The organism is Bacillus sp. GC_Bacil_1 (assembly GCF_026540675.1).
In the GTDB taxonomy this organism is placed as follows: domain Bacteria; phylum Bacillota; class Bacilli; order Bacillales; family Bacillaceae_G; genus Bacillus_A; species Bacillus_A cereus.
Window position 1 is genome coordinate 48,450 of record NZ_JALNUG010000012.1, and the last position, 26,823, is coordinate 75,272.

Consider the following 26,823-nt stretch of genomic DNA (forward strand, 5'->3'; position numbering starts at 1 on the left):
ATCGATTATGAGTATAAAAGTGGATATGAGTTTAGATTGTAAAGGTTTGGCTTGTCCGATGCCTATTGTGAAAACGAAGAAGGCAATAGAAGGGTTAACACCAGGGCAGGTGATTGAAGTTAAGGCAACAGATAAAGGATCTACGGTAGATATAAAAAGTTGGGCGGGTAAAGTAGGACATCAATATATCGGGACGAAACACGAGGGTGATGTATTGGTGCATTATGTTAGGAAAGCAAACGAGCATGAAGTGAATGAAATTGTGAAATATCCTCATACAATTATGAATGCAGAATTACAGTCTATATTGTCTAATGGAGAAGAGAACATTGTATTAGATGTTCGCGAAGCAGCGGAATTTGCTTTTGGCCATATTCCATCCGCCATTTCGGTACCATTAGGTGAATTAGACAGCGCAGTATTAGATAAGACGAAGCAAATTTATGTTATTTGTCGAACTGGTAACCGTAGTGATGTAGCTTGCCAAATGTTGAATGAGAAAGGTTATTTAAATGTGAAAAATGTCATTCCAGGTATGGTAGAGTGGCAAGGGAATATAGAGAAGTAAATTTTTTTGAATAAAAATATACCTATGGGGGTAATGAAATGAATGTTAAACCGTTACAAGCAAAAGATGTGGCAGAGAAAATTTTATTCGGAGAGTTATTCATTTTAGATGTTCGTAATGAGACGGATTATGAAGATTGGAAAATTGAAGGGAAACAAGTTTCTTCTATTAATAGACCTTACTTTGACTTATTAGATGGTGTAGATCATATTGTAAGTGAATTACCTAAAGATAAAGATGTTTTAGTAGTATGTGCAAAAGAAGGGTCTTCTATATTTGTGGCAGAGCAATTAACAGAGGCGGGATTACAAAATATTTATTATTTAGCTGGTGGCATGAAAGCTTGGAGTGAATATGTGAAGCCGTTAAAAGTAGGGGATGTACAGGGCGGAGGAAGTATATATCAATTTAATCGCCTTGGAAAAGGCTGTTTATCTTATATGGTTGTTTCTAACGATGAAGCAGCAGTTATTGATGCAGTAAGAACGGTTGAAGCATATGAGGAGTTTGCGAAAGAGCATGGTGTTACGATTACGAATGTAATGGATACACATTTACATGCAGACCATATTTCTGGTGGGCGTAAGTTAGCAGAAAAGGTAGGTGGTACGTATTGGTTACCGCCAAAAGATGCCGAGGAAGTCGTTTTCTCATATGAACCACTTGTAGAAGGATCTGTTATTACGGTGGGGGGTACAAAGATTGAAATTGACGCGTTATACTCACCAGGGCATACGATTGGAAGTACGTCATTTATTGTAGATGATTCTTATTTATTATCAGGCGATATTTTATTTGTAGATTCAATTGGACGTCCTGATCTTGCTGGTAAGGCTGAAGATTGGGTGAGTGATTTAAGAAATACGTTATATACACTTTATAAGGAACTGTCTCAAGATTTAATTGTTTTACCAGCTCATTATTCAAAAATAAGTGAAATGGATGAAAGTGGTATTGTGAGTGCGAGCTTACAAGATCTATTTAAAGAGAATGTAGGGTTAAATATTGCTGATGAAATAGAGTTTCGTAAAACTGTGACAGAGAACTTACCGCCACAACCAAATGCATACGAAGAAATTCGTCAAACGAATATGGGGAAAATTCATCCGAGTGTGGAAGAAGAGGGTGAAATGGAGATTGGCCCAAATCGTTGTGCAGTGCATGAGTCATTATAAAAATAACAAATTGGGGGAATTGATGATGAATATAAAACAAGTATTAGATGCGAAAGGTTTAGCATGTCCAATGCCGATTGTAAGAACGAAGAAAGCGATGGATACTTTGCAAACTGGAGAAGTGTTAGAAGTACATGTAACGGATAAAGGATCAGTTAAGGATATTCCAGCGTGGGCAAATAAAGGTGGTCATGACATCGTAAAGCATGTAGAAGAAGCTGATGTGCTAAAATTTTGGATTAAGAAGGCGTAGGAAAAAATATTGTTATAAATGCAGAGAGGGTGGTTATATGAACACAATAGTAAGTACGCTTTTCATTGTACTTGCTACATGGTTTGTTATTTCACGATTTTTACCAGTGAAAGGTGTGCAAAATATCAGTGGAAAAGAATTAAAGAATATAGTGGAAAAAAAGGGGAAACAACTTATCGATGTTCGTACAGTAGGTGAATATAGAGGAAATCATATGAAAGGATTTCAGAATATCCCGTTAAATGAGTTAGCTAGTAGAGCAAGTCAGTTAGATAAAAATAAGGAAGTAATCGTTATTTGCCAAAGTGGAATGAGAAGTAAGCAAGCTGCAAAGATGTTGAAAAAACTAGGGTTTCAGCAAGTAATAAACGTTTCAGGTGGTATGAATGCTTTGTGAGGAGGGACTTTAAAATGAAAGAAATGACAGCAAAAGAATTAGAAGAAAAATTGTTACGTAAAGAAGCAGTAAATATCGTAGATGTCCGTGAAGTAGAAGAAGTAGCAGAAGGAAGAATTCCAGAAGCATGTAATATTCCGCTAAGGCTATTAGAGTTTCGAATGCATGAATTAAATAAAAATCAGGAATATATTATCGTTTGTCGTTCAGGCGGGAGAAGTGCAAGAGCTGTTCAATTTTTAGAAAGTTACGGTTTTCAAGTAATCAATGTGGTAGGTGGTATGTTAGCGTGGGAAGGTAAAGTCATATAGTGAAGTAAGTGATTTGGGCCTTTTTATAAACAGATAAATACCCCTATAGGTAATTGGAGGGAGAACAATATGGAACAACAGAAGAAAACGACAATCGTGTTATTTAGCGGAGATTACGATAAAGCAATGGCTGCTTATATTATTGCAAATGGTGCAGCGGCGTATGACCAAGAGGTAACTATTTTTCATACTTTCTGGGGATTAAATGCTTTAAGGAAAGATGAACATGTGAATGTAAAGAAAACATTTATAGAAAAAGTATTTGGAAAAATGATGCCACGCGGTGCCGATAAGATGGGATTATCCAAAATGAATTTTGCTGGCATGGGGCCAAAGATGATTAAAGGCATTATGAAAAAACATAACGCAATGCCTTTGCCAGATTTAATTGATTTGGCGAAAGAACAAGGAATTAAACTTGTAGCTTGTCAAATGACAGTAGATTTATTAGGGTTAAAAGAGGAAGAGATTATGGAAGGGGTAGAGTTTGCAGGCGTAGGGGCATATTTAGCAGATGCTTCGGATGGGAATGTAAACTTATTCATTTAAATCACCTTCTTTTTAGAAGGCGGGGGATGTAAGATGAGCTTAGTCGTATTACTTTTTATAATTGGGTTTATAGGATCGTTTATATCAGGAATGGTTGGGATTGGTGGCGCGATTATTAATTATCCAATGATCTTATACATTCCAGTATTGCTAGGATTTACTGGCTATACGTCACATGAAGTGAGCGGTATTACAGCGGTACAAGTATTCTTTGCAACTTTTGCAGGCGCGTGGGCATACCGGAAAAGTAATGACATGAATAAAACATTAGTTATGTATATGGGAGCTAGTATATTAATAGGAAGCTTCATAGGGAGTTTCGGTGCTAACATATTAGAGGAACATACAGTCAATGTTGTTTATGCAGCATTAGCTACAATTGCAGCTATTATGATGTTTGTACCGAAACAAAATAATAGTGGAGATGTGAAGTATAATAAATGGTTAGCAAGCTTGTTAGCGTTCGTTGTAGGGGGAGCTTCAGGCATTATAGGAGCTGGAGGTTCGTTCCTTTTAGTTCCCATTATGCTAGTTATTTTAAAATTACCACTGCGCATGACGATCGCGACATCTATCGCTATTACGTTTATTTCCTCAATAGGGATTACTACAGGAAAAGTGATTACTGGGCAAGTAGTTATCATTCCAGCTCTAATTATTGCGGTTGCCAGTATATTTGCTGCGCCACTTGGAGCACGAGTCGGGAAGAGGCTAAATCAAAAAGTACTGCAATATGTATTGTCCACTTTAATTGTAGGCACTGCTGTTAAAATGTGGATCGATATGATATCAAAATAAAAGGATGGTGCTGCTTACAGCCCATCCTTTTATTTATTGCCCGTAAACCTAACGGATTATAGTTTTACTTTATGCCCAAATAACTTTCATTAAGTTTTTATATTCGTCATTTGCTAATTTATATAGCATTCTCGTATGTTCAAAGACAAGTGCTGGATTAAAGTTTGGTTCTGAGAATGCAAGAGATGCTGAAATATCAATTGCATTTTGCTTGTTTAATGTGAATTTTGCAAAGCGATAAGATGTGTTTAATTCATTAATAACATGTAAAATATCATTTGTTGATGTTGCATCAGGCACGTGAGCAACATTGAAGCAGTATATATCTACCGTAGGATGTTCGTTTTGGAAAGCAGCGATAAGTTGAATTTTTGCGCCAGCTTCTGTCTCTAATCCTACTGAAAAATGAACAGAGCCATCATTTTCATCTATATTTTCTTCCATGTATATATCGTTGGATTTTAAGTAGTCTTTAAAATCTGAGATGTTATGTTTTACTGCAGCTTTCATATGTATGAGCCCCCCTGATAATTGGAATAGATTGCTACTATTTATTATAATTTAAAAATATTAAAAAAGATAGTTAGAAAGTTCTGATTTTTGATTCTGAAGAAATAAAAAGAAGCAGTACTCTACCTCCATAGAGTACTGCTTCTTTACTATTCATTGTCGTTAGACGATGTTTCTGTATCTTCACTGCTATTTTTGTTCTTATTTTTCACTTCATTGTTACTTGATTCGCGTTCACTTGAATTTTCAGACTTAGATTCTTTTGTCTTTTTCGAATCAGAGTCTGAGTCAGACTTTGTATATGCAGGTAGCCCAAGATGAGTACGAAGTTCATTTGTAACATTAGCTAATTCTTTTTTATCTGGATTGTAGTAGTAAGTTCGACCACCACCAGCAGATTTGCTACATGTATCGTCACCTTTTGCCATATAGCAATCATCACCTTGGATTTGTAATTTCTCAATTTCCGAATCCGATCCATATTTATAGAATGAAAGCATATCATCAAATGTTAAGTTTGTAACGAATTGTCCGTTAATATCATCAATGATGTTGCCAACTTTTGTTACAGAACCAACACTTGTTAGTTTCTTTAAAATAGCCTCGATAACGAGTTGTTGACGTTGTCCACGCATTGCATCACTATCGATGTGTCTTGTTCTAGCAAGAGCAAGAGCTTCTTCGCCATTTAACTTTTGAACACCTTTTTCTAGGTGAATTGCCTCAGCATTATCATTGCTATCTTGCTCAGTAAATTCAACTGGTACATCAACTTCAACACCGCCCAAGTCATCGACGATTTTTATAAATGATTTAAAGTTAAATTTCACAAAATAATCGACAGGAACATTCATTAATTTTTCAACTGCATCAATGCTTGCTTGTGGTCCGCCATTTTTTCCGTTTTTAGCAGAACCGAATGCATGAGCGTGTGTAATTTTATCTTTTTTCTTTTCTATTGGAATATAAGTATATGTGTCACGTGGGATACTCAATAGTTTAACAGTTTTGCTATCTTTATTAAATGTTGCAAGTAAAAGCGCATCTGTTCTTATAGCTTCACCATATTCTTTTCCTCGGACATCGCTTTCATCAACACCCATTATTAAAACAGAGACGTTATTTGTAATAGGTTTTACAGCTTTATCTCGTAAATCAGATTTATCACCGCGTGCTAAATCGTGTGCGGCATTTCGAACAGCAGAAGATGCTTTATTTACTAAAAACCAAGTATAACCGCCGCCTATTAATAAAACGAATAGTATAGCGCTTATAATAATTTTTATTTTTTTCTTATTTTTTTTCGGTTTACTGCGTGTATTTTCTTGCAAAGATGGGTTTTGCTCCATTTCTTGTACTCCTTCATTTGGATTGAAATACGACACTCATATCCACTTATTATAATGAAATTTAGCGAAAAAAAACATTACAAATCATTTACATTTCGTAAAAATTCAATTTATTTATAAAAAGTCAGATTTTCTATATATTATTTTGTAGATGTAGAATAAGTATAAGGGCTATTAGTAGAAATGAAAATATATATTATGAGAAAGTGATAGGGAAGTAAGATTTGTTGAAATATAGCCAAGAAGAAATGAGTAAGCTTACTTATTTTTTCTATATAATAAAGAAGAATTTGACGGATAAAGGAGAGAGCATAATGAAACATACATCATTCCGAGCAATCGTTGTGAACGAAACGGAAAATCATCAGTTTGTAAGAAAAGTTGTTGAGAGAGAAGTAAGTAGTTTACCTGAGGGAGACGTACTCATACAAGTTCATTATTCTTCATTAAATTATAAAGATGCCCTTTCAGCTACTGGTAATAAAGGTGTTACGAGAACGTATCCTCATACGCCAGGAATTGATGCCGCAGGAGAAGTTGTGAGTAGTGAAGATAACTCCTTTAAGGTAGGAGATCAAGTTATTGTAACGGGATATGACTTAGGTATGAATACCTCTGGTGGTTTCGGAGAATATATTCGGGTCCCATCATATTGGGTCGTGCCTTTACCAGAAGGAATGTCATTAAAGGAAAGTATGATGTATGGGACAGCGGGTTTTACTGCTGCTTTGTCGGTATATAAGCTTATTGGAGCAGGAATCAAGCCTAGTATGGGAGATGTTTTAGTAACGGGTGCTACAGGCGGCGTAGGGAGTGTAGCTGTTAGTATATTAAGTAAGTTAGGGTTTAACGTAGTAGGAGCGACAGGGAAAATGGAAGAGGAACAGATGCTACTACGTCTAGGAGCGAAAAAAGTGATTCATCGCGCGGAATTGAATGATGAATCAGGAAGACCGATGTTAAAAGGGATATACGCCGGAGTTATCGATACTGTAGGTGGACATATGTTAGAAACAGCTTTAAAAACAGTAAAGTATGGTGGTTGTGTAACGACATGCGGTAATGTGGCAGGCCAGGAACTACAAACAACAGTATATCCATTTATTTTACGAGGCATAAGCCTTTTAGGGGTAGATTCCGTGCAATGTCCAGTGGATGTGAGAAGAGATGTGTGGACGCTTTTAGCGAAAGAATGGGGAAATAAAGAATTACTATCTTATACAGAAGAATGTACATTAGAAGAATTAGAGAAGAAGTTTACACTTATATTGCAAGGAAAGTTAAAAGGAAGAACAGTTGTTAAAATATAATGAAAAAAGAGACGCTTAAGTTAGCGTCTCTTTTTTCATTATAATGATTGTTTTAAATTGATTTTTCCTTGTTCGCCTAAAACACCGTCAGCGATATTTACAGCGTGATCGCCAATGCGCTCTAAGTTACTTACCATATCGACGAAGATGATACTTGCATCACCTGAACAGCTGCGTTCGTTTAGACGTAATACGTGACGTTTACGAAGAACACGTTCCATTTGGTCGATTTTGCGTTCTTTTGCAATAACAGTTTGAGCTAGTTCAGTATCGAAGTTTGTTAAAGCTTCAACTGAGTCTTGCAGTGTTGAAATCGTTAATTCTAGCATTTCGTTTAATTCAGCTAATGCTTCGTCTGATAGTGAAACACGGTTTGAAATTTGGAAATCTACAAGTTCTACAAGGTTTTCTACATGATCACCGACACGTTCAATATCTCCAACAACACCTGCTAAAACAGAATGTTTTTCAGAATCCGTAGGTGAAAGTGGCTTTTCTGACAGTAAAACTAAATACTCGGTAATTTTTTTATCTAAATTGTTAATAGCTCCTTCTAATTGAGTAGCCATGTTTGCGTGTTTTTTGTCTTGTGTATTTAAAAATTGATTTGCTTCTTTTAATCCATGTAATGAGAACTCAGCCATACGGATAATCTCTTTTTGAGCTTCAGTTAAAGCGATGGCTGGAGATTGTTCAATAAAGATTGGATTTAAATGTTGCGGTTTGAAATTAATAGCAGAATCTTCGCCGCGGATAATTTTTGTTACAATCCATGCTAATACTGCAATGAATGGGAACTGAATGATTGTATTTGTTACGTTAAATGTTCCGTGTGCAAATGCAATAGTCATTTCTGGATTCAAGTTTAATGATGTTTGGAAATATTGAATTAAACTTGTAAATGGTACTAATAAAATTGTAAAGATAATTGTACCGATAATATTAAAGATAACGTGAACTAATGCTGCACGTCTTGCTGCAATTGAAGTACCGATAGCTGCTAATACTGCTGTAATTGTCGTACCGATGTTATCACCGAATAATACAGGAAGAGATGCTTGTAAATCGATTGCACCTTGACCGAATAGTTCTTGTAAAATACCGATTGTTGCACTTGAGCTCTGTACAATTAAAGTGAAGACTGTACCGACAACAATTCCTAAAATTGGATTATCACTCATGCTAATCATTAAATCTTGGAATGACTCTAAAGAACGAAGAGGTTTCATACCTGCGCTCATTAATTCTAAACCGAAGAATAGCATACCAAAACCGAATACAACTTGACCTACAGAATGTACTTTTTTATTTTTAAAGAAGAATAGTAAGATTGCTCCAACTGCCATAACTGGGAGAGCATATTCTCCGATTTTAATTCCGATAATAAATGCAGTAACTGTCGTACCGATGTTTGCACCCATAATAACACCGATTGCTTGTCTTAATGTCATAAATCCAGCACTTACAAGTCCGACTGTTAAAGCGGTTGTTCCTGAACTTGATTGGATTAATACAGTAACTAACATACCTGCTAGTACACCCATAAGTGGGTTTGTTGTAAAACGATCTAGAATATCTCGAAGACGATCTCCAGCTGCTTGTTGCAGTCCATCGCCCATGTATTTAATCCCGAATAAGAAAATACCTAATCCACCAATGAACTGGAAGATCATATCTTGAACATTATATTCCACGCATTCCACTCCTTAAATTTCATGTACGATGTAATTATTAACTGAACCTTGAGGCACTGTAAACGGTTTGCTAGTAAAATTTACACTAATTTTACAAAGAGAAGAAAAGTTTACAATCCCTTAAAGAAACAGCTGTATTTTATTGGTTTTCATCTTGTGAAAATCTTAATTTTGTAAAGAAATCACACTTTTTAGAATAATAATGTTCAGTTGAATATCAAGGAAAGCGTCTGCGAGTTCATCGTATATTTTTTGATGAAAGTTAAAAAAATATGTAGGAAAATGCATGTAGTTTTATAACAGCAAAATGAGGGAAAATAATTTTTTAACACGATAAAAAAGCTACTGATTTATCCAGCAGCTTTTTCCGTGTTTTTATCGCTATGCTTTTGTTTTCTTATGCTTGTAATGTAAATGAAGAGAAAAGCAATAAGTAACAGAGAGGAGTAACGATATACAGTTGCATAGTTTGTAAAATGAGCAATAAATCCAAATATAATAGCTCCAGCGCCGATACCAAGGTCAAATGCGGAGAAGAATGTAGCCGTTGCTACGCCACGTCGATGCGGCGCTACGCGGTCAATCATCCATGCTTGTAGTGCAGGTTGGATCGCCCCAAAACCACTTCCGTAACATGCTGCAGCAATAATTAAGCTCGGAATTGTCGTCGTATACGACAATAAAATAATACCTGTAAACGTTATAATAACTCCCGGAATGATGACGAAAGTATGGCCTTTCGCATCATATAGCTTTCCAGAGAATGGACGAGTCACAGCAATTGCTAGTGCATTACATAAAAAGAAAAGGCTAATATCAGCTATGCCGACTTCTGTAGCAAATAGTGTTATAAAACTTCCGATTCCTCCGTACATTAATGTAATACATAATATTAATAATGAAGGAAGTAAAGCTTTACGCTCAATAAATCCATCGAGAAAAGAACTAGATGATTGTTGTGGAGGCTGTTTCGTTTTTTGGATTTGAAGTAGTTTCGTTAATATTAATGAAACAATTGTGCACGATAATGCACATAAAAAAAGAATTGTGAAGTTATATGTTTGCATAAGCCATAGTCCGATAAGTGGACCGAGGGCCATTGCGATTGTTCCAGAAAGACCAAAATATCCCATGCCTTCTCCGCGGCGAGCTGAGGGAATTAAATCAGAAACGACAGTTCCATATGTAGTCGTTGTAATACCGAAACCAGCTCCGTGTAAAATACGAACAGCAAGCAAGAGAAAGATTGTTGAGGCGAAAAGGTAACTGCCCATAGCGAGTAAACAAATAGCAGTACCGATCATTAAGATGATTTTTTTATTAAATTTTTGCAAGGCGTTCCCAGTTAGCGGTCTAACAAAAAGTGCCGCAACGGTAAACATGCCGACAACCAATCCGATATTGGAACTTGTGCCACCAATTTCTTTCACATAAACAGGTAAGGTTGGAATTAACATTTGAAACCCTAAAAACATACATAAGTTTGCAAAAATTAAAGCAACAAACTCTTTTGTCCATAACGGTTCTCGTTTTACGAGTATTGCTTCTCCCATATATTCATCCCCTATATAAAATTTTCTCTTTTCTTTCGAGTATATGTATTGGCCAATGAAACAGTCAAGGAAGGTGTCTTGAAAACGGATAACAATTTTTAAGATGAAAAACTGACAAATTTGTGTAAAAGCTACACAACTATGAAAAAAAGATGTAAAGTATAGATGTATAGACTTGTAGGTGTTAAGAATGATAGAAATTGTTTTTTCTTTAAAGAAAGCGGATTCAAAAGGGTAGTGAACAAGAAGGGGATATATACTTTTTCACTACATATATTTGAAAAGGTTTACAATATGATGAAGAAAGAGGCGTGTACATATGAGACGATTAGGTATTTCTATTTATCCAGAACATTCAACAGTAGAGAAAGATAAGGAGTATTTAACATTAGCAAGTAAATATGGATTTACACGTGTGTTCACATGTTTATTATCTGTGGATGGAGAAAAAGAGAAAATTATAGAAGAATTTAAAGAAACGATCTCTCATGCGAATGCATTAGGGTTCCAAGTATTAGTTGATATTAGTCCATCTGTTTTTGAACAATTAGGTATTTCGTATAATGATTTATCATTCTTCCATGAATTAGGTGCGTACGGTATTCGTTTAGATGTTGGTTTCTCAGGATTAGAAGAATCAATTATGACTTATAATCCGTATGGTTTGAAAATTGAGATTAATATGAGTAATGGTACGAAGTATGTAGATAACATTATGAGTCATAGACCAAATCGTGAAAATTTAATTGGTTGTCATAATTTTTATCCGCATCGTTATTCAGGGTTATCATACGATCATTTCATTAAATGCTCGAAACAATTTAAAGATTACGGTATGAGAACGGCTGCTTTTATTTCATCATTTGATGCAACATACGGACCTTGGCCAGTAACAGAAGGGTTATGTACATTAGAGCAGCATCGTGAATTACCGATGACAACACAGGCGAAGCATTTATTTGCGACGGAATTAATTGATGATGTTATTATTGCAAACGCATATGCGTCAGAAGAAGAATTACAAGCACTAGGTGCATTAAATAAAGAGAAACAAACATTTGATATAGAACTATATAATACAACGACAGAATTAGAAAGAATTATCGTATTAGACGAACCACATTTTTATCGCGGAGATGTATCTGAATATATGATTCGTTCTACACAAAGTCGTGTGAAATATAAAAAAGAAGAGTTTAAACCTCATAATACGCGTGAAATTAAGCGTGGAGATTTATTAATTGATAATGAACAATATGGCCAGTATAAAGGCGAATTACAAATTGCATTAAAAGATATGGTGAATACAGGAAAAACAAATGTAGTTGGTCGAATTATAGAAGAAGAAATTTTCTTATTAGATTATTTACAAGCTTGGGATAAATTCGGGTTCACATTAAAGAAATAGAGAGAATATAAAGGGGAAAAACTACTGATTTCAGCAGCTTTTCCCCATTTATATATAAAGAGCGAGAGGAAGAGCTATGACAAAGGTGCATCAGCGATTAATTTCTATTTTAGAGGAGTTTTTAGAAGAGAAATCGATGTTAAATCGAGCTTTTTTAGCGGGCCGTTTACATGTATCGACGAAGACGATTCAAAAGGATATAAAATTATTAAATGATATATTGGAAGAAAACGGAGCGAAAATCGAATCGCAAAGAGGGACTGGGTACGAATTAGAAATTATACAAATGAAGAAATTTGAAGAATTTTGTGTGAGTCTATTTCAAAAACAGACGGAAAAGATTCCAACTTCTTATGAAGAAAGAATAGCGTACATTCTGCAGCGTGTTTTAACGACAGAGGGATATGTGAAGCTTTCAGAATTAGCGGAAGAGATTTATGTGAGCAAATCAACGGTCAATTTAATTATGAAAGATGTTACAGATATATGTAGTCGCTATAAATTACAAATTGAGAAGAGACCGTATTATGGTATACGTATTGTTGGAAAGGAATTTAATATTCGTTCTTGTTTATCACAATATGGTTTACCGCGTTATGACCATACTCCGTTTCATGAGCAATTTGAGCAGACGGAGACGTATTTATCGCTACCTCATATATCACTCATTCGTTCAATTATATTAAAGTATATTGAAGGCGGAACAATATATTTATCTGATATAGAAATTGATAATTTAGTCATTCATATTGCAATCGCATTAAAGCGTTGTCAAAGTCAACATTATATGAAAGGACTGCATGCGGAGCAATCAGAACTTATAATAAAGAAAGAATATACAATTGCGAAGCAGATTTTAGGAGATTTAGAGAAAGAGTTAAAATTTTCATTTCCAGAAGAAGAAGTATTATATGTGACGATGCATTTATTAAGTACTGCTGTTACAACGAGAGATCGCTATGAAAATGTAGAAGAGCTATTAGGGAAAGATATATATGCATTTATGCAACATATTCTTTTTAAAGTAGCGGAAGAACGGAATCTTATTTTTTATTATGACGAAGAATTATTATTTGGATTTGGTATTCATTTAAAAACGTTATTAAATCGTTTGAAGTATAAGTTAAATACGAGAAATCCTCTTTTGGCAGAAGTGAAAAAGAATTATCCGTATGCTTTTGAAATTGCGGTTCTTGTTGGAGATATCATTGGTGAATATACGGGTGAATCGATCCCTGAAAGTGAAATTGGCTATATTGCAATTCACTTCGGCGGAGCGATGAGCCGTTTGCAGGAGCAAAATCAAAAGAAAAGATGCTTATTAGTTTGTGCGACTGGTCAAGGAAGTGCACAACTATTAAAATATAAAATTTTATCACAGTTCCGAGATAAATTAGAGATTGTAGGTATTACAGGCTATTATCAATTGAAAGTAGAAGATCTTTATAAAGAAAAAATAGATTGTATTATTAGTACGATTCATATACCGAGTGGCTTGCCTGTTCCAGTTATAAAAGTGAATTCAATATTTGATGATAAAGAGATTAAATCGATTGGTCAGCGGTTGTTTACGCATGTGAATACTAGTGTGCAGCCTTATATTAAGGAAGATTTAATCTTTTTAAATCATAGTGCTTCTACGAAAGAGGATGTTATTCAGTTTTTATGTGAGAAAGCTGCTGAGAAACATTATGTACAAGAAAACTTTTATGCTTCTGTTATGGAAAGAGAAAATACGTCTCCGACAGCGGTTGGGAATTCAGTTGCAATCCCGCATCCGATGCAGTTATTAAGTGAGGAAACTTTTTTGATGTTTTGCACACTTGAAAAGGCTGTTGATTGGGGAGATAAAAAAGTACAAGTAATTATTTTATTTAGTGTAAAGCGCAATAATAATGAAGATTTGCAAAGGCTTTATGATTTTTTATATGATATTATGTCTAGTCAAACTACGATAGAGAAACTTACTCAGACCGAGGTAATTGAAGATTTTCAAGAGATTTTATTATCATTTTGAAAAAGTATATAAAAACTTCCGTTACATAACGGAAGTTTTTTATGTTTAATTGTATGCGTTTTCATAATAAGATAAAAATATAGAAAACATATAGCTTGGGGGAATTTAAAATGGCTGATATGCAAACTCCATTTGCGTTAATTTTACATGGTGGCAATGCGAGAAGTGCAGCGCTTGAAGCAATCGCTTTTGCAAGACAAGGAGATTTTGAGAATGCCGGTGAAAAGATGAAACTTGCTAGTGAGGAAATTTCAGCAGCGCATCGTATTCAAACGGATTTAATTCAAGAAGAGGCAAGAGGAAATCATGCAGAAATCAGTTTACTGTTAGTGCACGCACAAGACCATTTAATGAATGCAATTACAGTGAAAGAACTAGCTGAAGAATTTATTACTCTTCATAAACGAGTGGAAGAGAAAGTGACAGTATAAGATGTATATTTTATTATGTTGTGCAGCAGGTATGTCAACGAGTATGGTCGTAAGAAAAATGCAAGAAGAGGCAAAGAAACAGGGGAAGAATTATAAAATTAAGGCGGTTGATTCAGAACTTGTGAAACTTGAAATTAAGGAAGCTGATGTCGTTTTAATTGGTCCACAAGTGAAATATTTATTTCCAGCTGTAGAGTTTCTTGCAAACTCATACAACATACCAGTTGCAATTATAGACCAACGAGATTATGGCATGTGTGATGGTTTGAAGGTGCTTAAGCAAGCAGAACAATTAGTTTTAACATAATTATATCTTTTTAAATATAAACATTATAATGTTATAAAGTTTATTTCATTCTTTTATAGTAGAGAGAAAGAGGAGGGCTATTGATGAATGGGTTTATGAGTTTTATGGAACAAAAGATTATGCCAACAACGCAAAAGATTGCAGGACAACGACATTTATTGGCAATTCGAAATGGGGTTATTTCTACATTACCGTTAACGATCGTCGGGTCATTTTTCGTTATCTTTTTAAATTTACCAATTGATGCATATATGGAATGGATTGCACCGTTTCGCCATATTTTAGATATTCCATTCCGATTTACAGTAGGACTAATGGCCTTATACGCAGCGTTTGGTGTAGGGGCTTCGCTCGCGAACTTTTATCAGCTCAATCAATTAAGTGCAGGGCTACTATCTGTACTCGCCTTTTTACTAGCATCAGTTGAACCAATTCAAATTACGAAAGCTGTACCAGGTGTTATTGATGCAGGTCGATATATTTCAGTAGGAACATTAAGTGCAACGTCTTTATTCGGCGCAATTGTTACAGCATTAATTGCAGTAGAAATTTATCATTTTATGATTAAGCATAATATTTCAATAAAATTACCAGACAGTGTACCACCAGCAGTTTCAAATTCGTTTGCAGCATTAATTCCAACTTTAGTCGTTATTCTTTTATTCTGGGGTATTCGTTACGGTTTAAAATTTGATGTAAATACAACAATCACATATTTAATCGCACCACTAAAATCAGTATTAGTAGGAAATAATTTATTCGGCGGTTTATTAACGGTATTCTTAATCGTGTTTTTCTGGTCATTCGGTATACATGGACCGGCAATTTTAGGACCAATTATTCGTCCGATGTGGGATTCAGCAATTCTTGAAAATATGGAAGTGTTCACGGCTACAGGAAATGCACATCAGTTACCAAACTTATTTACAGAGCAGTTCATTCAATGGTTCGTATGGATTGGCGGATCTGGCTCAACGTTAGCTTTAGTAATTATGTTTATGTTCTCTAAATCTAAGTTCCTAAAAGAGTTAGGTAGATTATCATTTGTGCCAGGCTTATTCAATATTAACGAACCAATTATTTTCGGGGCACCAATTGTAATGAACCCAATCTTAATTATTCCGTTCGTTATTACACCGTTAGTGACAACGACAGTATCATATTTCGCTGTTGTTTCAGGGATGATTCCGCTGATGATGGCGAAATTGCCATTTACGATGTTAGCACCAATTGCAGCGGTTATTAGTACGGACTGGACAATTATGGCTGGTGTACTTGTACTTATTAACTTTGTTATCTCATTCGTTATTTACTATCCGTTCTTCAAAATGTATGAGAAACAACAAGTAGCAGGAGAGGAGAAAGAAAAATGCTCGGAGCAATTATCATCTTAATTACATTCGTAGCGGGGCAGTGTATTGCGCATTATTCAAAATGGGTACAAAGTAAATCTTTATTAGTTTTACTATTCGTATCAATTTTATTTATCGGTTGTTCAATGGGTGCTTATGTAATGTTAGGATTACAATCACCATACGTAATTATTGTACCAACGATTTTATGTGCAACATGTTTATCTGCAAAATATAGATTTACGAGCATGGCATTAATACAACGTGTGAAGGAGATGCAAAAGCATGGAGCGTAAATTAGGAATTTCACTTTATCCAGAGCATTCAACGAAAGAACAAGATATGGCATACATTTCGGCAGCGGCACGCCACGGTTTTTCAAGAATATTCACATGTCTTTTATCTGTAAATCGTCCGAAAGAAGAAATTGTAGCTGAATTTAAAGAAATTATTAATCATGCAAAAGATCATAATATGGAAGTTATTTTAGATGTAGCTCCAGCGGTATTTGATCAACTTGGTATTAGCTATAGCGATCTATCATTCTTTGCAGAGTTAGGTGCAGATGGTATTCGTTTAGATTTAGGTTTTGACGGATTAACAGAAGCGAAAATGACAAATAACCCGTACGGCTTAAAAATTGAGCTGAACGTAAGTAACGATATTGCGTACTTAGAAAATATTCTTTCGCATCAGGCGAATAAACCAGCTTTAATTGGTTGCCATAACTTTTATCCGCAAAAATTCACTGGTCTTCCGTATGATTATTTCATTCGCTGTAGTGAACGCTTTAAAAAGCATGGTATTCGTAGTGCAGCCTTTATTACATCACATGCCGCAAACATCGGTCCATGGGATATTAACGACGGATTATGTACGTTAGAAGAGCATCGTAATTTACCAATTGAAGTACAAGCGAAGCATTTATGGGCAACAGGGCTAATCGATGATGTCATTATCGGAAATGCTTATGCGAGTGAGGAAGAGTTAGAGAAACTAGGAAACTTAAATCGCTACATGTTACAGCTAAAAGTGCACTTTGTAGACGAAGTGACTGAAGTAGAGAAGAGAGCTACGCTGCAAGAATTACACGTAAGACGCGGCGACATAACAGAGTATATGGTACGTTCTACAGAAGTACGTAAAAAGTACAAAGACTATGACTTCCCAGTGCGTGAAAGTGTGCTACAGGAAAGAGGGCAAGTTGTAATTGGTAATAACTCATTCGGAAAGTATAAAGGTGAACTGCAAATCATTCTAAAAGAAATGCCGATAGATGAACGGAAAAATATTGTCGGTACAATGGCGGAAGAGGAGTTGTTCTTACTAGATTATGTAGGGGCTTGGACGCAGTTTACTTGTGTGGAATAGGGAAGATAGGGGGCGTTCCAAATTTTGGACCGCCTTTTTAATATTAAAGTACTTTTAACGTCAAAATTTGTCGGTAAATCGATATCTCTTGTCGAATCGTTGATATATTATAAGTTACGATAGATATATTCGAAAAATCGTTGATATATTGTAGGTTACGATAGATATATTTGAAAAATCGTTGATATAATTTCATTTACTATGTCATTTTTCAGTAGTTTAATAGAGTAAAAAAAGAGCCAGCCTCAACGATGAGACTGACTCTTTTTTATAACTAGTTTAATACTTTAACTGTAACTGTTTTACGTCCCCAGCTACTTGATGTGCCTTTATCTGGCATTAAAACGTCGATTTTATTACCTTTAATAGCTCCACCAGTATCACCAGCGATTGCTACTCCGTAACCTTCAACCCATACTTTTGAACCTAATGGAATGACACTTGGATCAACTGCAATTAGTTTCATGTTTGGATTAGCTGTTAAGTTGTGGCCTAAAGCTGATTTTACTTGGTCGCCTGCTTTATAACCATTTTCAAGTGGATCTGCTGTATAAGCTGTTGCTACAACACGTAACTCACGAGAAGATGATGGTGCACTTGTTTCAGTTTCTTTTGCAGCAGGTTGTTGTGTAGCTGGTTTTTGAGCTTTAGCTGCTTCTTTAGCTTTAGCCGCTTCTTGAGCCTTAGCCGCTTGAGCTTCAGCATCTGCTTGAGCTTTAGCCGCTTCACGAGCTTTAGCTGCTTCTTGAGCCTTAGCCGCTGCTTGAGCTTCAGCATCTGCTTGAGCTTTAGCTGCTTCACGAGCTTTAGCCGCCTCTTGAGCTTTAGCTTCTGCTTGAGCTTCAGCATCTGCCTGAGCTTTAGCTGCTTCTTGAGCCTTAGCTGCTTCACGAGCTTTAGCCGCTTCTTGAGCTTTAACTTCTGCTTGAGCTTCAGCTGCTTCGCGAGCTTTAGTTGCTTCCACTGCTTTAGCTTTTGCTTGAGTTTCAGCTACTTCCTGAGCTTTAACAGCTTCACGAACTTTAGCTGTATCTTGAACTGTAGTTGTTTTTTCAGCTTTAACTACTGGTTGAACTTTAATTGGTGCTTTACCTGTTAAGTAAGGAACATGAACATAAGCTGTTTTTCCGTTATATTCAAATTGAATCCAATCATTTTGTACTTGGTGTGTTGTTTCGATTATATCATCTTTTTTCAACTTACCAAGAATCTCTGAGTCTGTGTTTGCACCAGCACGTACGTTTAATACGTTTGCTGTTACGTAGTAAGTGTCTTTTGTATAGTCAGCGCTTATGAAAGCTTCTTTACCGCTATTCAATTGAACTTTTGACCAACCATTTTCTGTATGTAAAACATTTACTTTATATCCATCTAATAATTTTCCTACAACTTTTGATTCAGTAGTTGGGTTTTCTCGTACGTTTAGTACGTCAGTCGTTACGATCGTTTCTGCTTTAGCAGATGTTGTGAAAATCCCAAGACCAAAAACCGCTGCTGTTGCTATACCCATAAATTTTTTCATAATAGCCTCCATTGCATTTGTTTTCGTTGACCTCATTATAGCAACCATTATTTTCTTATTTGCGAAAAACATATAATTACAAAGCTTTCGTAACGGGTCATTAATATTCTGTAACAATTCCATAAATATCCTGATAGCGCTTCCTTGTTGTTTTTTGGCGTATTAGGGCATGTAAAACACAAAATGAGTAGTATTTCAATTACTGTAACATTAATAATGTTACAGTAATGTTTCTTGCGGATATCTATAGTGTTACGAAAACAGCTTATTTTACTGTTTAAATGAAAAAATAGTTATGGGATAATAACCTTTTTAGATGTGAAAAGATATAAATGAGGTGAAATTTAATGAAATATCGATATAATTGTTACAAAATCAGTCGAAGCATGGAAAAAATTACGCCTTGATTTTCGTCTGTTACATAGTATTTTTGCAATAATAGGATTAGATAATAGCCTTAGTACCTATAAATAATGAAGAGTATTAGAATGATAGTTGTAACGTGAAACATATATAATAGAAGAAACTCGATTTAATAGGTAAATAAAAAACGTAGGAGTGTAAACTCCTACGTTTTTGTTTATTCATATCGTAAACATTCAATTGGATCAAGTTTTGCAGCTTTGTTAGCTGGTAATAGTCCGAATGCAATACCGATTAGCATTGAAATACCTACTGCAAGAAGTCCAAGTTCTTTTGAGACAACGAGTGGCCATCCAGCAAAGATTGAGACGATCCAAGCGAAGAAAATACCGAGCATGAATCCGATGAAACCACCAAGTCCTGTTAAAATACAAGATTCGATTAAGAATTGTGTTAATACTTTACCACGTGTTGCACCAAGTGCTTTACGAATACCAATCTCGCGCGTACGTTCTGTTACAGATACAAGCATAATGTTCATTACACCGATACCACCAACAAGTAAGGAGATAGCAGCAATACCACCGAATACCATTTTCATCATACCGATTGATTCGTCTAGTTGTTTCGTAAATTCACCTAAATCTTGTGCTTCGAATTTGTGCTCAAATTTAGGAGCTTTCATTTCGTTTAAGACAGAAACAGCTTGTTTTTCTACACTTTTACGTTCTGTCGGAGAGGTCATTGTTAATCTTACAGAGTCATACTCATTTACTCCTGAAATGACAGGCGCGTTTTCAAGTGACGTATAACCTTCAGGCATAGGCATTCCGAAGTCGTTTTTCGTTTCGTATACACCGACTATTTTATAAGGCTTTCCTTTTATATCTGTGTATTGGTTTGATTCCCAACCACTAAATAATTTGTTGAAAGCTTCTTCATTTAATATAACAGCAGGGATTGCTTGGTTTAGTTCACTGTCATTTAATTCACGACCGTGAACTAATTTTATTTTCGAATCTTTCATAAAGGCGCCTGTTCCACCTTTTAAATCAAGATTTACATCTTTTGAACCAGCAGCTGCTTTTACTTTCATACTTACGTCTGGATATACATCTTTAACGCCTGGTACAGTTTGCAGACGGTTTAGCATATCAGGTGTGATTTTGGCACTATCTGTTCCGTAATCAGGGTTGTTGTAGTAAATCGTTACTTCATTATCTTTTCCTTGGCCTAATTCTTTTTTAAACTTTGCGTTTGTACCATCACCCATTGAGATGATAGTAATAATGGCACTAATACCGATAATAATACCTAACATTGTTAAGATAGAACGCATCTTATGAGCAAAGATAGAGGAAAGGGCCATGCGTATATTTTCACTCGTATTCAAAATTAACCCCTCCAATCTTGGACGATATTTCCGTCACGAATTACAATTTGACGTGCTGCAGCTTCCCCGATTTCACGATCATGGGTAATCATAATAATTGTTGAGCCTTGTTTATTTAATTCGTAAAAGAGGTCCATAATTTGTGTGCTTGTTTTCGTATCAAGTGCTCCCGTCGGTTCATCGGCTAAAATGAATTTTGGGTTATTTACGATTGCACGTGCAACAGCGACACGCTGCTTTTGCCCACCGGACAATTCGTTCGGTAAGTGAGTAGCGCGATCAGCTAAGCCTACTTTTGTTAAAGCAGCTAACGAGCGCTCACGTCTTTCTTTTTTATCGACTCCAGCGTAAATAAGAGGTAGCTCTACATTTTGAAGTGCTGTAAGTCTAGGTAATAACATGAAGTTTTGGAATACGAATCCGATTTCTTTATTACGTACGTGTGCAAGTTCTGTTTCAGACATGTTTGAAATGTTTTGACCAGCTAGTTCGTACGTACCTGTCGTCGGTTTATCTAAGCAACCGATAATGTTCATTAATGTTGATTTACCAGAACCAGAAGGTCCCATAATCGAAGTGAATTCTCCTTGGTTCAGTGTTACATCAATCCCGTGTAATATTTGAACGGACTCTGCACCATTTTGGAAGGATTTCGTGATGCCTTTTAAGTTAATCACTGGGCGACAACCTCCATACCATCTTTTAAGTCTTTTTCAGGCTTAGAGATAATTTCCTCTCCTTTTTTCACTCCAGAAACTTTTGCTTCGCTATCAGTCTCGAATTCAACAGTAACTGCTTGTTCTTTCGCTTTACCGTCTTTTACAACGAAGACAACATTTTTGTCACCTTTTTTCACGATACTGCTTTTCGGAATAATTGTACCAGTTGCTTCGCCAGATTTACTTGTTACGTAAACGTGGAAGCCGTTTTGTAGTTCGTCACTATTATCTAATGTGACAGTGAATTGGTAATTAGAAACAGTTTTATTTTCATCCATGCTCTTTAAAGGTGTAGAACCGATTTCTGTTACTTTTCCTGTCCAAGTCTTACCAGCGACAGTTTTTGAGGAAACAGTTACTTCTTGCCCAACTTTCATACTAGCAAGCTCATATTCAGAAAGTTGACCTTTTACTTTAAATTGACCAGCGTGACGAAGAGTAATTCCGCTCATACCTGTTTTTTCGTCAGCAGTTTTTACGATATCATCAATTACGCCATCAGCAGGACTTGTTACAGAAAGATTGTTTGCTTTCTCTTTTGCTACTTTAATCATTTCATCAGCTTTTTCAACTTCAAACTTTTTCATTTCAATTTGTGATTCTAATTGCCCAACTTCGGCTTCTGATGCTTTTAATGCTTCAGCAGGAAGGCCTGCATTTTTATCTTTTTGTAATTTTTGTTTCGCTGCATCAATTTGTTTTTGGAGCAACGTTACTTCTTTTTGTGCGATTTTCTTTTGCATTTCTGCTTCTGTTACACCTTGTTTCGCAGTCGGATCATTGTATTTAAATAGAAGCTGACCCTTTTTCACTTCATCGCCTTTTTTCACAGCTAATTCATATGTTCCTTTTGTTGGATCGAATGAAATAGTTTCAATTCCGTTTGGAATAACTTCGCCACCAAATTTTTGCGCGTTTTGGATTTGTTTTTCAGTTACTTTATATCCGCTATATGCCATCGCTACATCTGAACCGCCCCCAGCAAATGCAAAGTATGATCCAGCTGCAATTCCGATTGCTACTACACTAGTAATTAACACTTTATTTTTCTTCTTCATCTATTTATCACCTTTTCGTTCGTTTTAGTATCTACATTAAGTATAGAAGAGGTGAAGAATCTGACAAATCGTTTTAGCTTACAATAACCTTACAGTTTTGTAAGGTATGAATATGTAAATGTAAGGTAGAGCTTGTCCAAGTGTAAGCAAATGAATTGACTCGTCGTTTCTTTCTTACAATAATATTGTATGAAGGAGAGGAGGAAGGAAGATGGAAGCTTATTTTAGTGCGCATCCATTAAAATCGTTTATTCCATACTCAAGGCAACATGCCATTATATTATTTATTATGTTGGTGGGGATATTTTTTCTGTATCAATACCAAGATGTATTACGTCAAAGTGAGTGGAATATAACGGTTCGATATGCAATTGCATTTTTATTTATAGGTAGTGAAATTGGGCTTCATATGTGGGAGTGGAAAGCGGGGATTTTTGAGCTAGCTACTTCATTACCGTTTGAATTATGTACGATTAGTTTATTATTAGCGTCGATTATGATCGTAACGAAAAGTTACCGCATATATGAGATTGTATTTTTCACGGGAATTATTGGTGCATCACAAGCAATTTTAACGCCAAACTTGCAGTATGCTTTTCCGCATTTTCGTTTCATTGAATATTTTATTGCGCATATATTGCTCATTTGGGCACCACTCTTTATGACTTGGGTGGAAGGATATCGTCCGACAGTACAATCTATTAAACGCACAATGATATTTTTAAACATATTGATTCCAATTGTTTCGTTTGTAAATTACAAAACAGGTGGTAATTATATGTTTTTAGCTCATAAGCCAGAAACAGCTTCATTACTTGATATGTTAGGGCCGCATCCTTACTATATTATTTCATTAGAAATAGCTGCGCTTATTGGATGTTTGGTTTTGTATATGCCGTTTGCGAAAAGAGAAAGGCATGCGCATAAGGAATCACTAGGATCATAGCCTAGTGATTTTTCGCTCTTAAAATATTTACAATTCAGAAAATTAAGAATAAAATTAAGGGGTAAATTATAGAGAGAGAAGGGCGAAAATGGTCAAAAAAGTATTTTTGAATGGAATGGAAGTGACGATTCAATTTCTTATTTCGATTTTGGGGATTATTATGTTAGGGGCTCTGCCGAAATTGTTTTATGGATTTAAGCTGGATGTATCAAAGTACATACAGAGTTTAAAAGAAGTGTTTGTGAACTTAATGGATATTTCCAATTTGCAATATGTGAGAGGTAAATTTTTATTTCCGCAGTTGTTCGTCCATTATAAAGAAACGATTATTATTTTTTTAGCTGCTTTTTTTATTTCATTATTTGTAGCATTTTGTATTGTTTATGTAATTATGAGTAGTTCACCGCGTATACAACATCGAATTAAATCATTTCTTATCTTCCTAGAATCCATTCCAGATATCCTTCTTATTTTAGTATCACAAATTTTAGTTGTATGGTTTTTTAAACAAACAGGTTTTTTACCTTTTCAAATTGCTTCAATTGGAGGCGAGTCGATTAGGGGGTTGCCAATATTGTGTTTGAGCATTCCGACTACGATTATGTTTGTAAAAATGGTCGTGCTTCGTTTTGAAAATGAACTAGAAAAAGATTATGTACTATTTGCTAAGGCGAAAGGGCTGGGGCGCTTTCATATTTTAAATCGCCATATTTTACGAAATGTGTTGCTTAGTACATTATTCTTTGCGAAAACGAATATCTTTTTTATGTTATCTAATTTATATATTATAGAATGGATTTTTAATACGGGTGGCATTTTTATGTTTTTGAAATCGTATTTCGGTATTAGAGTTGAGGTTTTCATAGTGAGTGTACTGCTTATATATATTCCGATTTTTATTTTATTTAAATTGTTTCATTATCTCATTCCGGCTGCGATGAAGGAGAGATTATAATATGTGGACGTATATAAAACGTGATAAAAGATTTTGGATAAGCATTGGTTTTCTTCTCCTATTAGTTCTTTTGAGCATCGGAAATACGTTATGGAATGATGGACATATTAGACAAGTTACATTGCAATATGATGCGGATGAAAATCCACAAGTGCCACCGTTTCCACCTTCATTACAATTTTTACTCGGGACAGACCGGAAAGGGTATGACCTGTTACATTTAGTCATTGAGGGCGCGAAGTGGACGATTGGTATATCTATTTTAATTGCGGCACTTAGAATGGTAATAGGTGTGTTTTTCGGTGTCGTACTCGGAACGTATATAAAAAGAGGATTTTCAAAAATTGAGGCTTTCTTTGATAGTTTTACAGTTATTCCGACAGTTATGATTGCGTATTTTTTTCTTCAATCTGCAAATGCATTTGGAAGCGGAGAGGAGACAACAACCTTTTTTGAAAGGGCTTCGTTTCAAGTGGTATTACTTGTACTGCTTGTAATGCCAGTTATTGCACTGTATGTGGCGAAGGAAGTTCGTAAATTGCGAACGGAAGAATTTGTTGATGCCGCGCGCATATTAGGTGGATCGAGAAGACATATTGTTATAAAACATATTTTTCCGCATCTCTATATGCCGTTTATACTCGTATTTCTTCAGCAGTTTACGCAGACTCTTACTATTTTACTGCACTTAGGATTACTTGAAGTGTTCTTTGGTGGGACTGTAATGTTTGGTGGACAAATAAAAGAGGTGGAATCTTATACGCATGAATGGTCAGGTTTAATTGGAGTATACTTTAGGTCATTAACAGTGAATCCGTGGATCCCTCTCGTTCCGATTACATTTTTTGGACTTACTATTTTTTCAGGAAATATGATTGTAAAAAGTATCGAAGAGGCGATGATGAAAGTAAGGTTAGGAGGAGAGCTAAAGAAGGATGTTGTAGAAGAGGAACAATCTGTTGTGCAGTCGAAAGAAGAGTTATTTACTTTTAAGCATACGATGTGAAAATAAAGAAAAGAAGCAAGCATGTATTTCATGCTTGCTTCTTTTCTTTATTTTGTAGAGACTTCGCCTTCCGCTTCTGCTTGCGGAATAAAGTATCCGATTATACCACCGATTATTGCTGGAATGATCCAGCCAATTCCTAGGTTATAAAAAGGAATTGTGTGTACGATATTAGCGATAAAACTTGGTATCAATTCCACATTATCAAGTGCATGAATACAGCTAATAATGAATGCTGCGAGCATTGCTCCGATGTAGACAGAAGGTTTACGTTTCGTATATTTATCAATAAATGATACGAAAATTAAAATGATTGTAATTGGATACAAAATGATTAATACAGGTAATGTGATTTTAATTAATAAGCTTAATCCTAAGTTTGAAATCACGAAGCTAAAAATACAAACGTATAGTACGAGCTTCTTATATGAAACGTTTGTTAGTACTGTTGCGAAATAGTTGGCGAACGCACTTACAACGCCGATTGCTGTTGTTAAACAAGCGAAGATAATGGCGATACTTAATAAAACATTACCGCTTGTCCCAAAGAATTGATACATAACAGTAGCTAATAGCTGCCCACCGTTTTCGAATTGTCCTAAGTTTCCGTTTGAAGCTCCAATATAACCGAGTAAGAAGTAAACAATTGTTAAGAATAGAGCAGCGATACTTCCGCAAATGATTGTATATTTTGCGATAGATTTCTTCTCTTGTATACCATTTTGACGAATTGCATTTACAACAATTGTTGATAGTACGAGAGCCCCAATTGCATCTAACGTTAAAAATCCTTCAAGAAATCCTTTGAAAAACGGGATGTCTTTATAGTCACCGATAGGTTCTGCAAACGTCCCTGGTGAAAGAATCGCTTTTGTTGCCATAATTGCAATAATTACAAGTAAAATTGGCGTTAATATTTTACCGATATGATCTACTAGCTTGGATGGATTTAATGATAAGAAGTAAACGACTGTGAAGAAAATCGCACTAAAAACTAACATAGAATACCATTGATCTGGGAAAAGTGGTGCAATCCCGATTTCATAAGATACAGATCCAGTTCGTGGAATAACAAATAGTGGGCCGATTGAAAGATAAATAATGATAGCGAATACTGCTGCGAATTTTGGATGAACACGGCTCGCTAAAGTGTTAAAACTACCACCAGCAAGGGCAACAGCAACGATAGCAAGTAAAGATAAACCGACGTCTGTAATAATAAACCCTGTAATGGAAACCCACATATTTTCTCCGGAAGAAAGACCAAGAAGGGGCGGGAAAATCATATTACCAGCACCGAAGAAAACTGCGAATAGTAATAAACTAATCGAAAGTATTTGCGCTGGTTTTAAAGTTGTATGCATATAAAGAAAATCCTCCTAATGAGTGTTTTTGTCGAAAATTCAAATAATTTGTCGAGTAACTGTTATTATTTTAAAGGTCTGATGACTAGAAAGCAATAGGGAATTTTGAAAATATTAAAAAATAATGCATTAAATCGAATAAAT

The 26,823-nt window shown here is 35.4% G+C and carries 27 protein-coding genes; 18 read left to right on the forward strand and 9 right to left on the reverse strand.

All coding sequences use genetic code 11. From position 1 onward, the window contains the following. The first annotated feature begins 7 nt into the window (after positions 1–7). From OXT04_RS18630 to OXT04_RS18660, 7 genes are all read left to right on the forward strand, one after another. Complete coding sequence (locus tag OXT04_RS18630) at positions 8–568, forward strand: sulfurtransferase TusA family protein (protein ID WP_016513701.1); 561 nt, start codon at positions 8–10, stop codon at positions 566–568. 38 nt (positions 569–606) lie between these two features. Then, entirely contained in the window at positions 607–1,743 is a 1,137-nt protein-coding gene (locus OXT04_RS18635; RefSeq protein WP_267416582.1) for an MBL fold metallo-hydrolase, read from the forward strand. Between the two features lie 22 nt (positions 1,744–1,765). After that, on the forward strand, positions 1,766–1,996 hold the full coding sequence (locus OXT04_RS18640) for a sulfurtransferase TusA family protein (RefSeq protein WP_016513699.1): 231 nt from the start codon (positions 1,766–1,768) through the stop codon (positions 1,994–1,996). Positions 1,997–2,033: 37 nt separating this feature from the next. Further along, complete coding sequence (locus tag OXT04_RS18645) at positions 2,034–2,393, forward strand: rhodanese-like domain-containing protein (protein ID WP_016513698.1); 360 nt, start codon at positions 2,034–2,036, stop codon at positions 2,391–2,393. A 14-nt stretch (positions 2,394–2,407) separates the two neighbouring features. Next, positions 2,408–2,704 (forward strand): rhodanese-like domain-containing protein, encoded by a 297-nt coding sequence (locus OXT04_RS18650; protein WP_016513697.1) that lies wholly within the window; start codon positions 2,408–2,410, stop codon positions 2,702–2,704. 69 nt (positions 2,705–2,773) lie between these two features. Beyond that, positions 2,774–3,253: a DsrE/DsrF/DrsH-like family protein gene (locus tag OXT04_RS18655; protein WP_000437741.1), complete on the forward strand. Its 480-nt coding sequence runs from the start codon at positions 2,774–2,776 to the stop codon at positions 3,251–3,253. 33 nt (positions 3,254–3,286) lie between these two features. Beyond that, complete coding sequence (locus OXT04_RS18660; RefSeq protein WP_000060742.1) at positions 3,287–4,051, forward strand: sulfite exporter TauE/SafE family protein; 765 nt, start codon at positions 3,287–3,289, stop codon at positions 4,049–4,051. A gap of 69 nt (positions 4,052–4,120) precedes the next feature. On the opposite strand, the gene OXT04_RS18665 is transcribed toward OXT04_RS18660, so the two are convergent. Both OXT04_RS18665 and OXT04_RS18670 read right to left on the reverse strand, forming a co-directional pair. Next, positions 4,121–4,561 carry a hypothetical protein gene (locus OXT04_RS18665; RefSeq protein WP_000642361.1) on the reverse strand — a complete coding sequence of 147 codons (441 nt, stop codon included), beginning with the start codon at positions 4,559–4,561 and terminating at the stop codon, positions 4,121–4,123. A 149-nt stretch (positions 4,562–4,710) separates the two neighbouring features. Then, positions 4,711–5,910 carry an LCP family protein gene (locus OXT04_RS18670; protein WP_000437406.1) on the reverse strand — a complete coding sequence of 400 codons (1,200 nt, stop codon included), beginning with the start codon at positions 5,908–5,910 and terminating at the stop codon, positions 4,711–4,713. A 314-nt stretch (positions 5,911–6,224) separates the two neighbouring features. Here OXT04_RS18670 and OXT04_RS18675 point away from each other — a divergent pair, with 314 nt between their 5' ends. Next, on the forward strand, positions 6,225–7,220 hold the full coding sequence (locus tag OXT04_RS18675) for a YhdH/YhfP family quinone oxidoreductase (RefSeq protein WP_098400877.1): 996 nt from the start codon (positions 6,225–6,227) through the stop codon (positions 7,218–7,220). 38 nt (positions 7,221–7,258) lie between these two features. Here the strand turns inward: OXT04_RS18675 and OXT04_RS18680 are convergent, their stop codons facing one another. After that, positions 7,259–8,914 carry a Na/Pi cotransporter family protein gene (locus tag OXT04_RS18680; protein ID WP_000456276.1) on the reverse strand — a complete coding sequence of 552 codons (1,656 nt, stop codon included), beginning with the start codon at positions 8,912–8,914 and terminating at the stop codon, positions 7,259–7,261. Positions 8,915–9,264: 350 nt separating this feature from the next. Beyond that, positions 9,265–10,467, reverse strand: a complete 1,203-nt coding sequence (locus OXT04_RS18685; RefSeq protein ID WP_000503253.1) for an MFS transporter — start codon at positions 10,465–10,467, stop codon at positions 9,265–9,267. Between the two features lie 319 nt (positions 10,468–10,786). Here OXT04_RS18685 and OXT04_RS18690 point away from each other — a divergent pair, with 319 nt between their 5' ends. From OXT04_RS18690 to OXT04_RS18720, 7 genes are all read left to right on the forward strand, one after another. Next, the gene (locus tag OXT04_RS18690; protein WP_267416600.1) at positions 10,787–11,875 is read left to right on the forward strand and encodes a DUF871 domain-containing protein; all 1,089 of its coding nucleotides are present in this window, start codon (positions 10,787–10,789) and stop codon (positions 11,873–11,875) included. Positions 11,876–11,951: 76 nt separating this feature from the next. Next, the gene (locus tag OXT04_RS18695; RefSeq protein ID WP_086422271.1) at positions 11,952–13,892 is read left to right on the forward strand and encodes a BglG family transcription antiterminator; all 1,941 of its coding nucleotides are present in this window, start codon (positions 11,952–11,954) and stop codon (positions 13,890–13,892) included. 110 nt (positions 13,893–14,002) lie between these two features. Next, the gene (locus OXT04_RS18700) at positions 14,003–14,323 is read left to right on the forward strand and encodes a PTS lactose/cellobiose transporter subunit IIA (protein ID WP_000774623.1); all 321 of its coding nucleotides are present in this window, start codon (positions 14,003–14,005) and stop codon (positions 14,321–14,323) included. 1 nt (position 14,324) lies between these two features. Continuing rightward, on the forward strand, positions 14,325–14,630 hold the full coding sequence (locus OXT04_RS18705) for a PTS sugar transporter subunit IIB (RefSeq protein WP_000275643.1): 306 nt from the start codon (positions 14,325–14,327) through the stop codon (positions 14,628–14,630). An 83-nt stretch (positions 14,631–14,713) separates the two neighbouring features. After that, a complete protein-coding gene (locus OXT04_RS18710; RefSeq protein WP_097997706.1) occupies positions 14,714–16,024 on the forward strand; it encodes a PTS sugar transporter subunit IIC in 1,311 nt (436 codons plus the stop codon). Then, entirely contained in the window at positions 16,000–16,278 is a 279-nt protein-coding gene (locus OXT04_RS18715) for a hypothetical protein (protein WP_097997705.1), read from the forward strand. Before OXT04_RS18710 ends, OXT04_RS18715 begins: the two co-directional genes overlap by 25 nt. Continuing rightward, complete coding sequence (locus OXT04_RS18720; RefSeq protein ID WP_267416614.1) at positions 16,268–17,353, forward strand: DUF871 domain-containing protein; 1,086 nt, start codon at positions 16,268–16,270, stop codon at positions 17,351–17,353. The genes OXT04_RS18715 and OXT04_RS18720 overlap by 11 nt, the downstream gene beginning before the upstream one ends. Before the next feature lie 274 nt (positions 17,354–17,627). Here the strand turns inward: OXT04_RS18720 and entC are convergent, their stop codons facing one another. The 4 genes from entC to OXT04_RS18740 form a co-directional block, all read right to left on the reverse strand. Beyond that, complete coding sequence (gene entC / locus OXT04_RS18725) at positions 17,628–18,998, reverse strand: cell wall-binding protein EntC (RefSeq protein ID WP_267416616.1); 1,371 nt, start codon at positions 18,996–18,998, stop codon at positions 17,628–17,630. A 457-nt stretch (positions 18,999–19,455) separates the two neighbouring features. Next, complete coding sequence (locus OXT04_RS18730; protein WP_404978291.1) at positions 19,456–20,607, reverse strand: ABC transporter permease; 1,152 nt, start codon at positions 20,605–20,607, stop codon at positions 19,456–19,458. A 26-nt stretch (positions 20,608–20,633) separates the two neighbouring features. Next, positions 20,634–21,308: an ABC transporter ATP-binding protein gene (locus OXT04_RS18735; RefSeq protein ID WP_000609100.1), complete on the reverse strand. Its 675-nt coding sequence runs from the start codon at positions 21,306–21,308 to the stop codon at positions 20,634–20,636. Next, on the reverse strand, positions 21,305–22,408 hold the full coding sequence (locus OXT04_RS18740; protein ID WP_000728805.1) for an efflux RND transporter periplasmic adaptor subunit: 1,104 nt from the start codon (positions 22,406–22,408) through the stop codon (positions 21,305–21,307). Before OXT04_RS18740 ends, OXT04_RS18735 begins: the two co-directional genes overlap by 4 nt. 211 nt (positions 22,409–22,619) lie before the next feature. On the opposite strand from OXT04_RS18740, the gene OXT04_RS18745 reads away from it, so the two are divergent. From OXT04_RS18745 to OXT04_RS18755, 3 genes are all read left to right on the forward strand, one after another. Then, positions 22,620–23,354, forward strand: coding sequence for a YwaF family protein (locus OXT04_RS18745; RefSeq protein ID WP_000388713.1), 735 nt, complete (start codon positions 22,620–22,622; stop codon positions 23,352–23,354). Positions 23,355–23,442: 88 nt separating this feature from the next. Beyond that, entirely contained in the window at positions 23,443–24,309 is an 867-nt protein-coding gene (locus OXT04_RS18750) for an ABC transporter permease subunit (RefSeq protein ID WP_000239699.1), read from the forward strand. 1 nt (position 24,310) lies between these two features. Next, complete coding sequence (locus OXT04_RS18755) at positions 24,311–25,315, forward strand: ABC transporter permease (RefSeq protein WP_000269952.1); 1,005 nt, start codon at positions 24,311–24,313, stop codon at positions 25,313–25,315. Between the two features lie 47 nt (positions 25,316–25,362). Here OXT04_RS18755 and brnQ2 read toward each other — a convergent pair whose 3' ends face one another. After that, entirely contained in the window at positions 25,363–26,679 is a 1,317-nt protein-coding gene (gene brnQ2 / locus OXT04_RS18760; protein ID WP_000557554.1) for a branched-chain amino acid transport system II carrier protein BrnQ2, read from the reverse strand. Positions 26,680–26,823 lie beyond the last annotated feature (144 nt).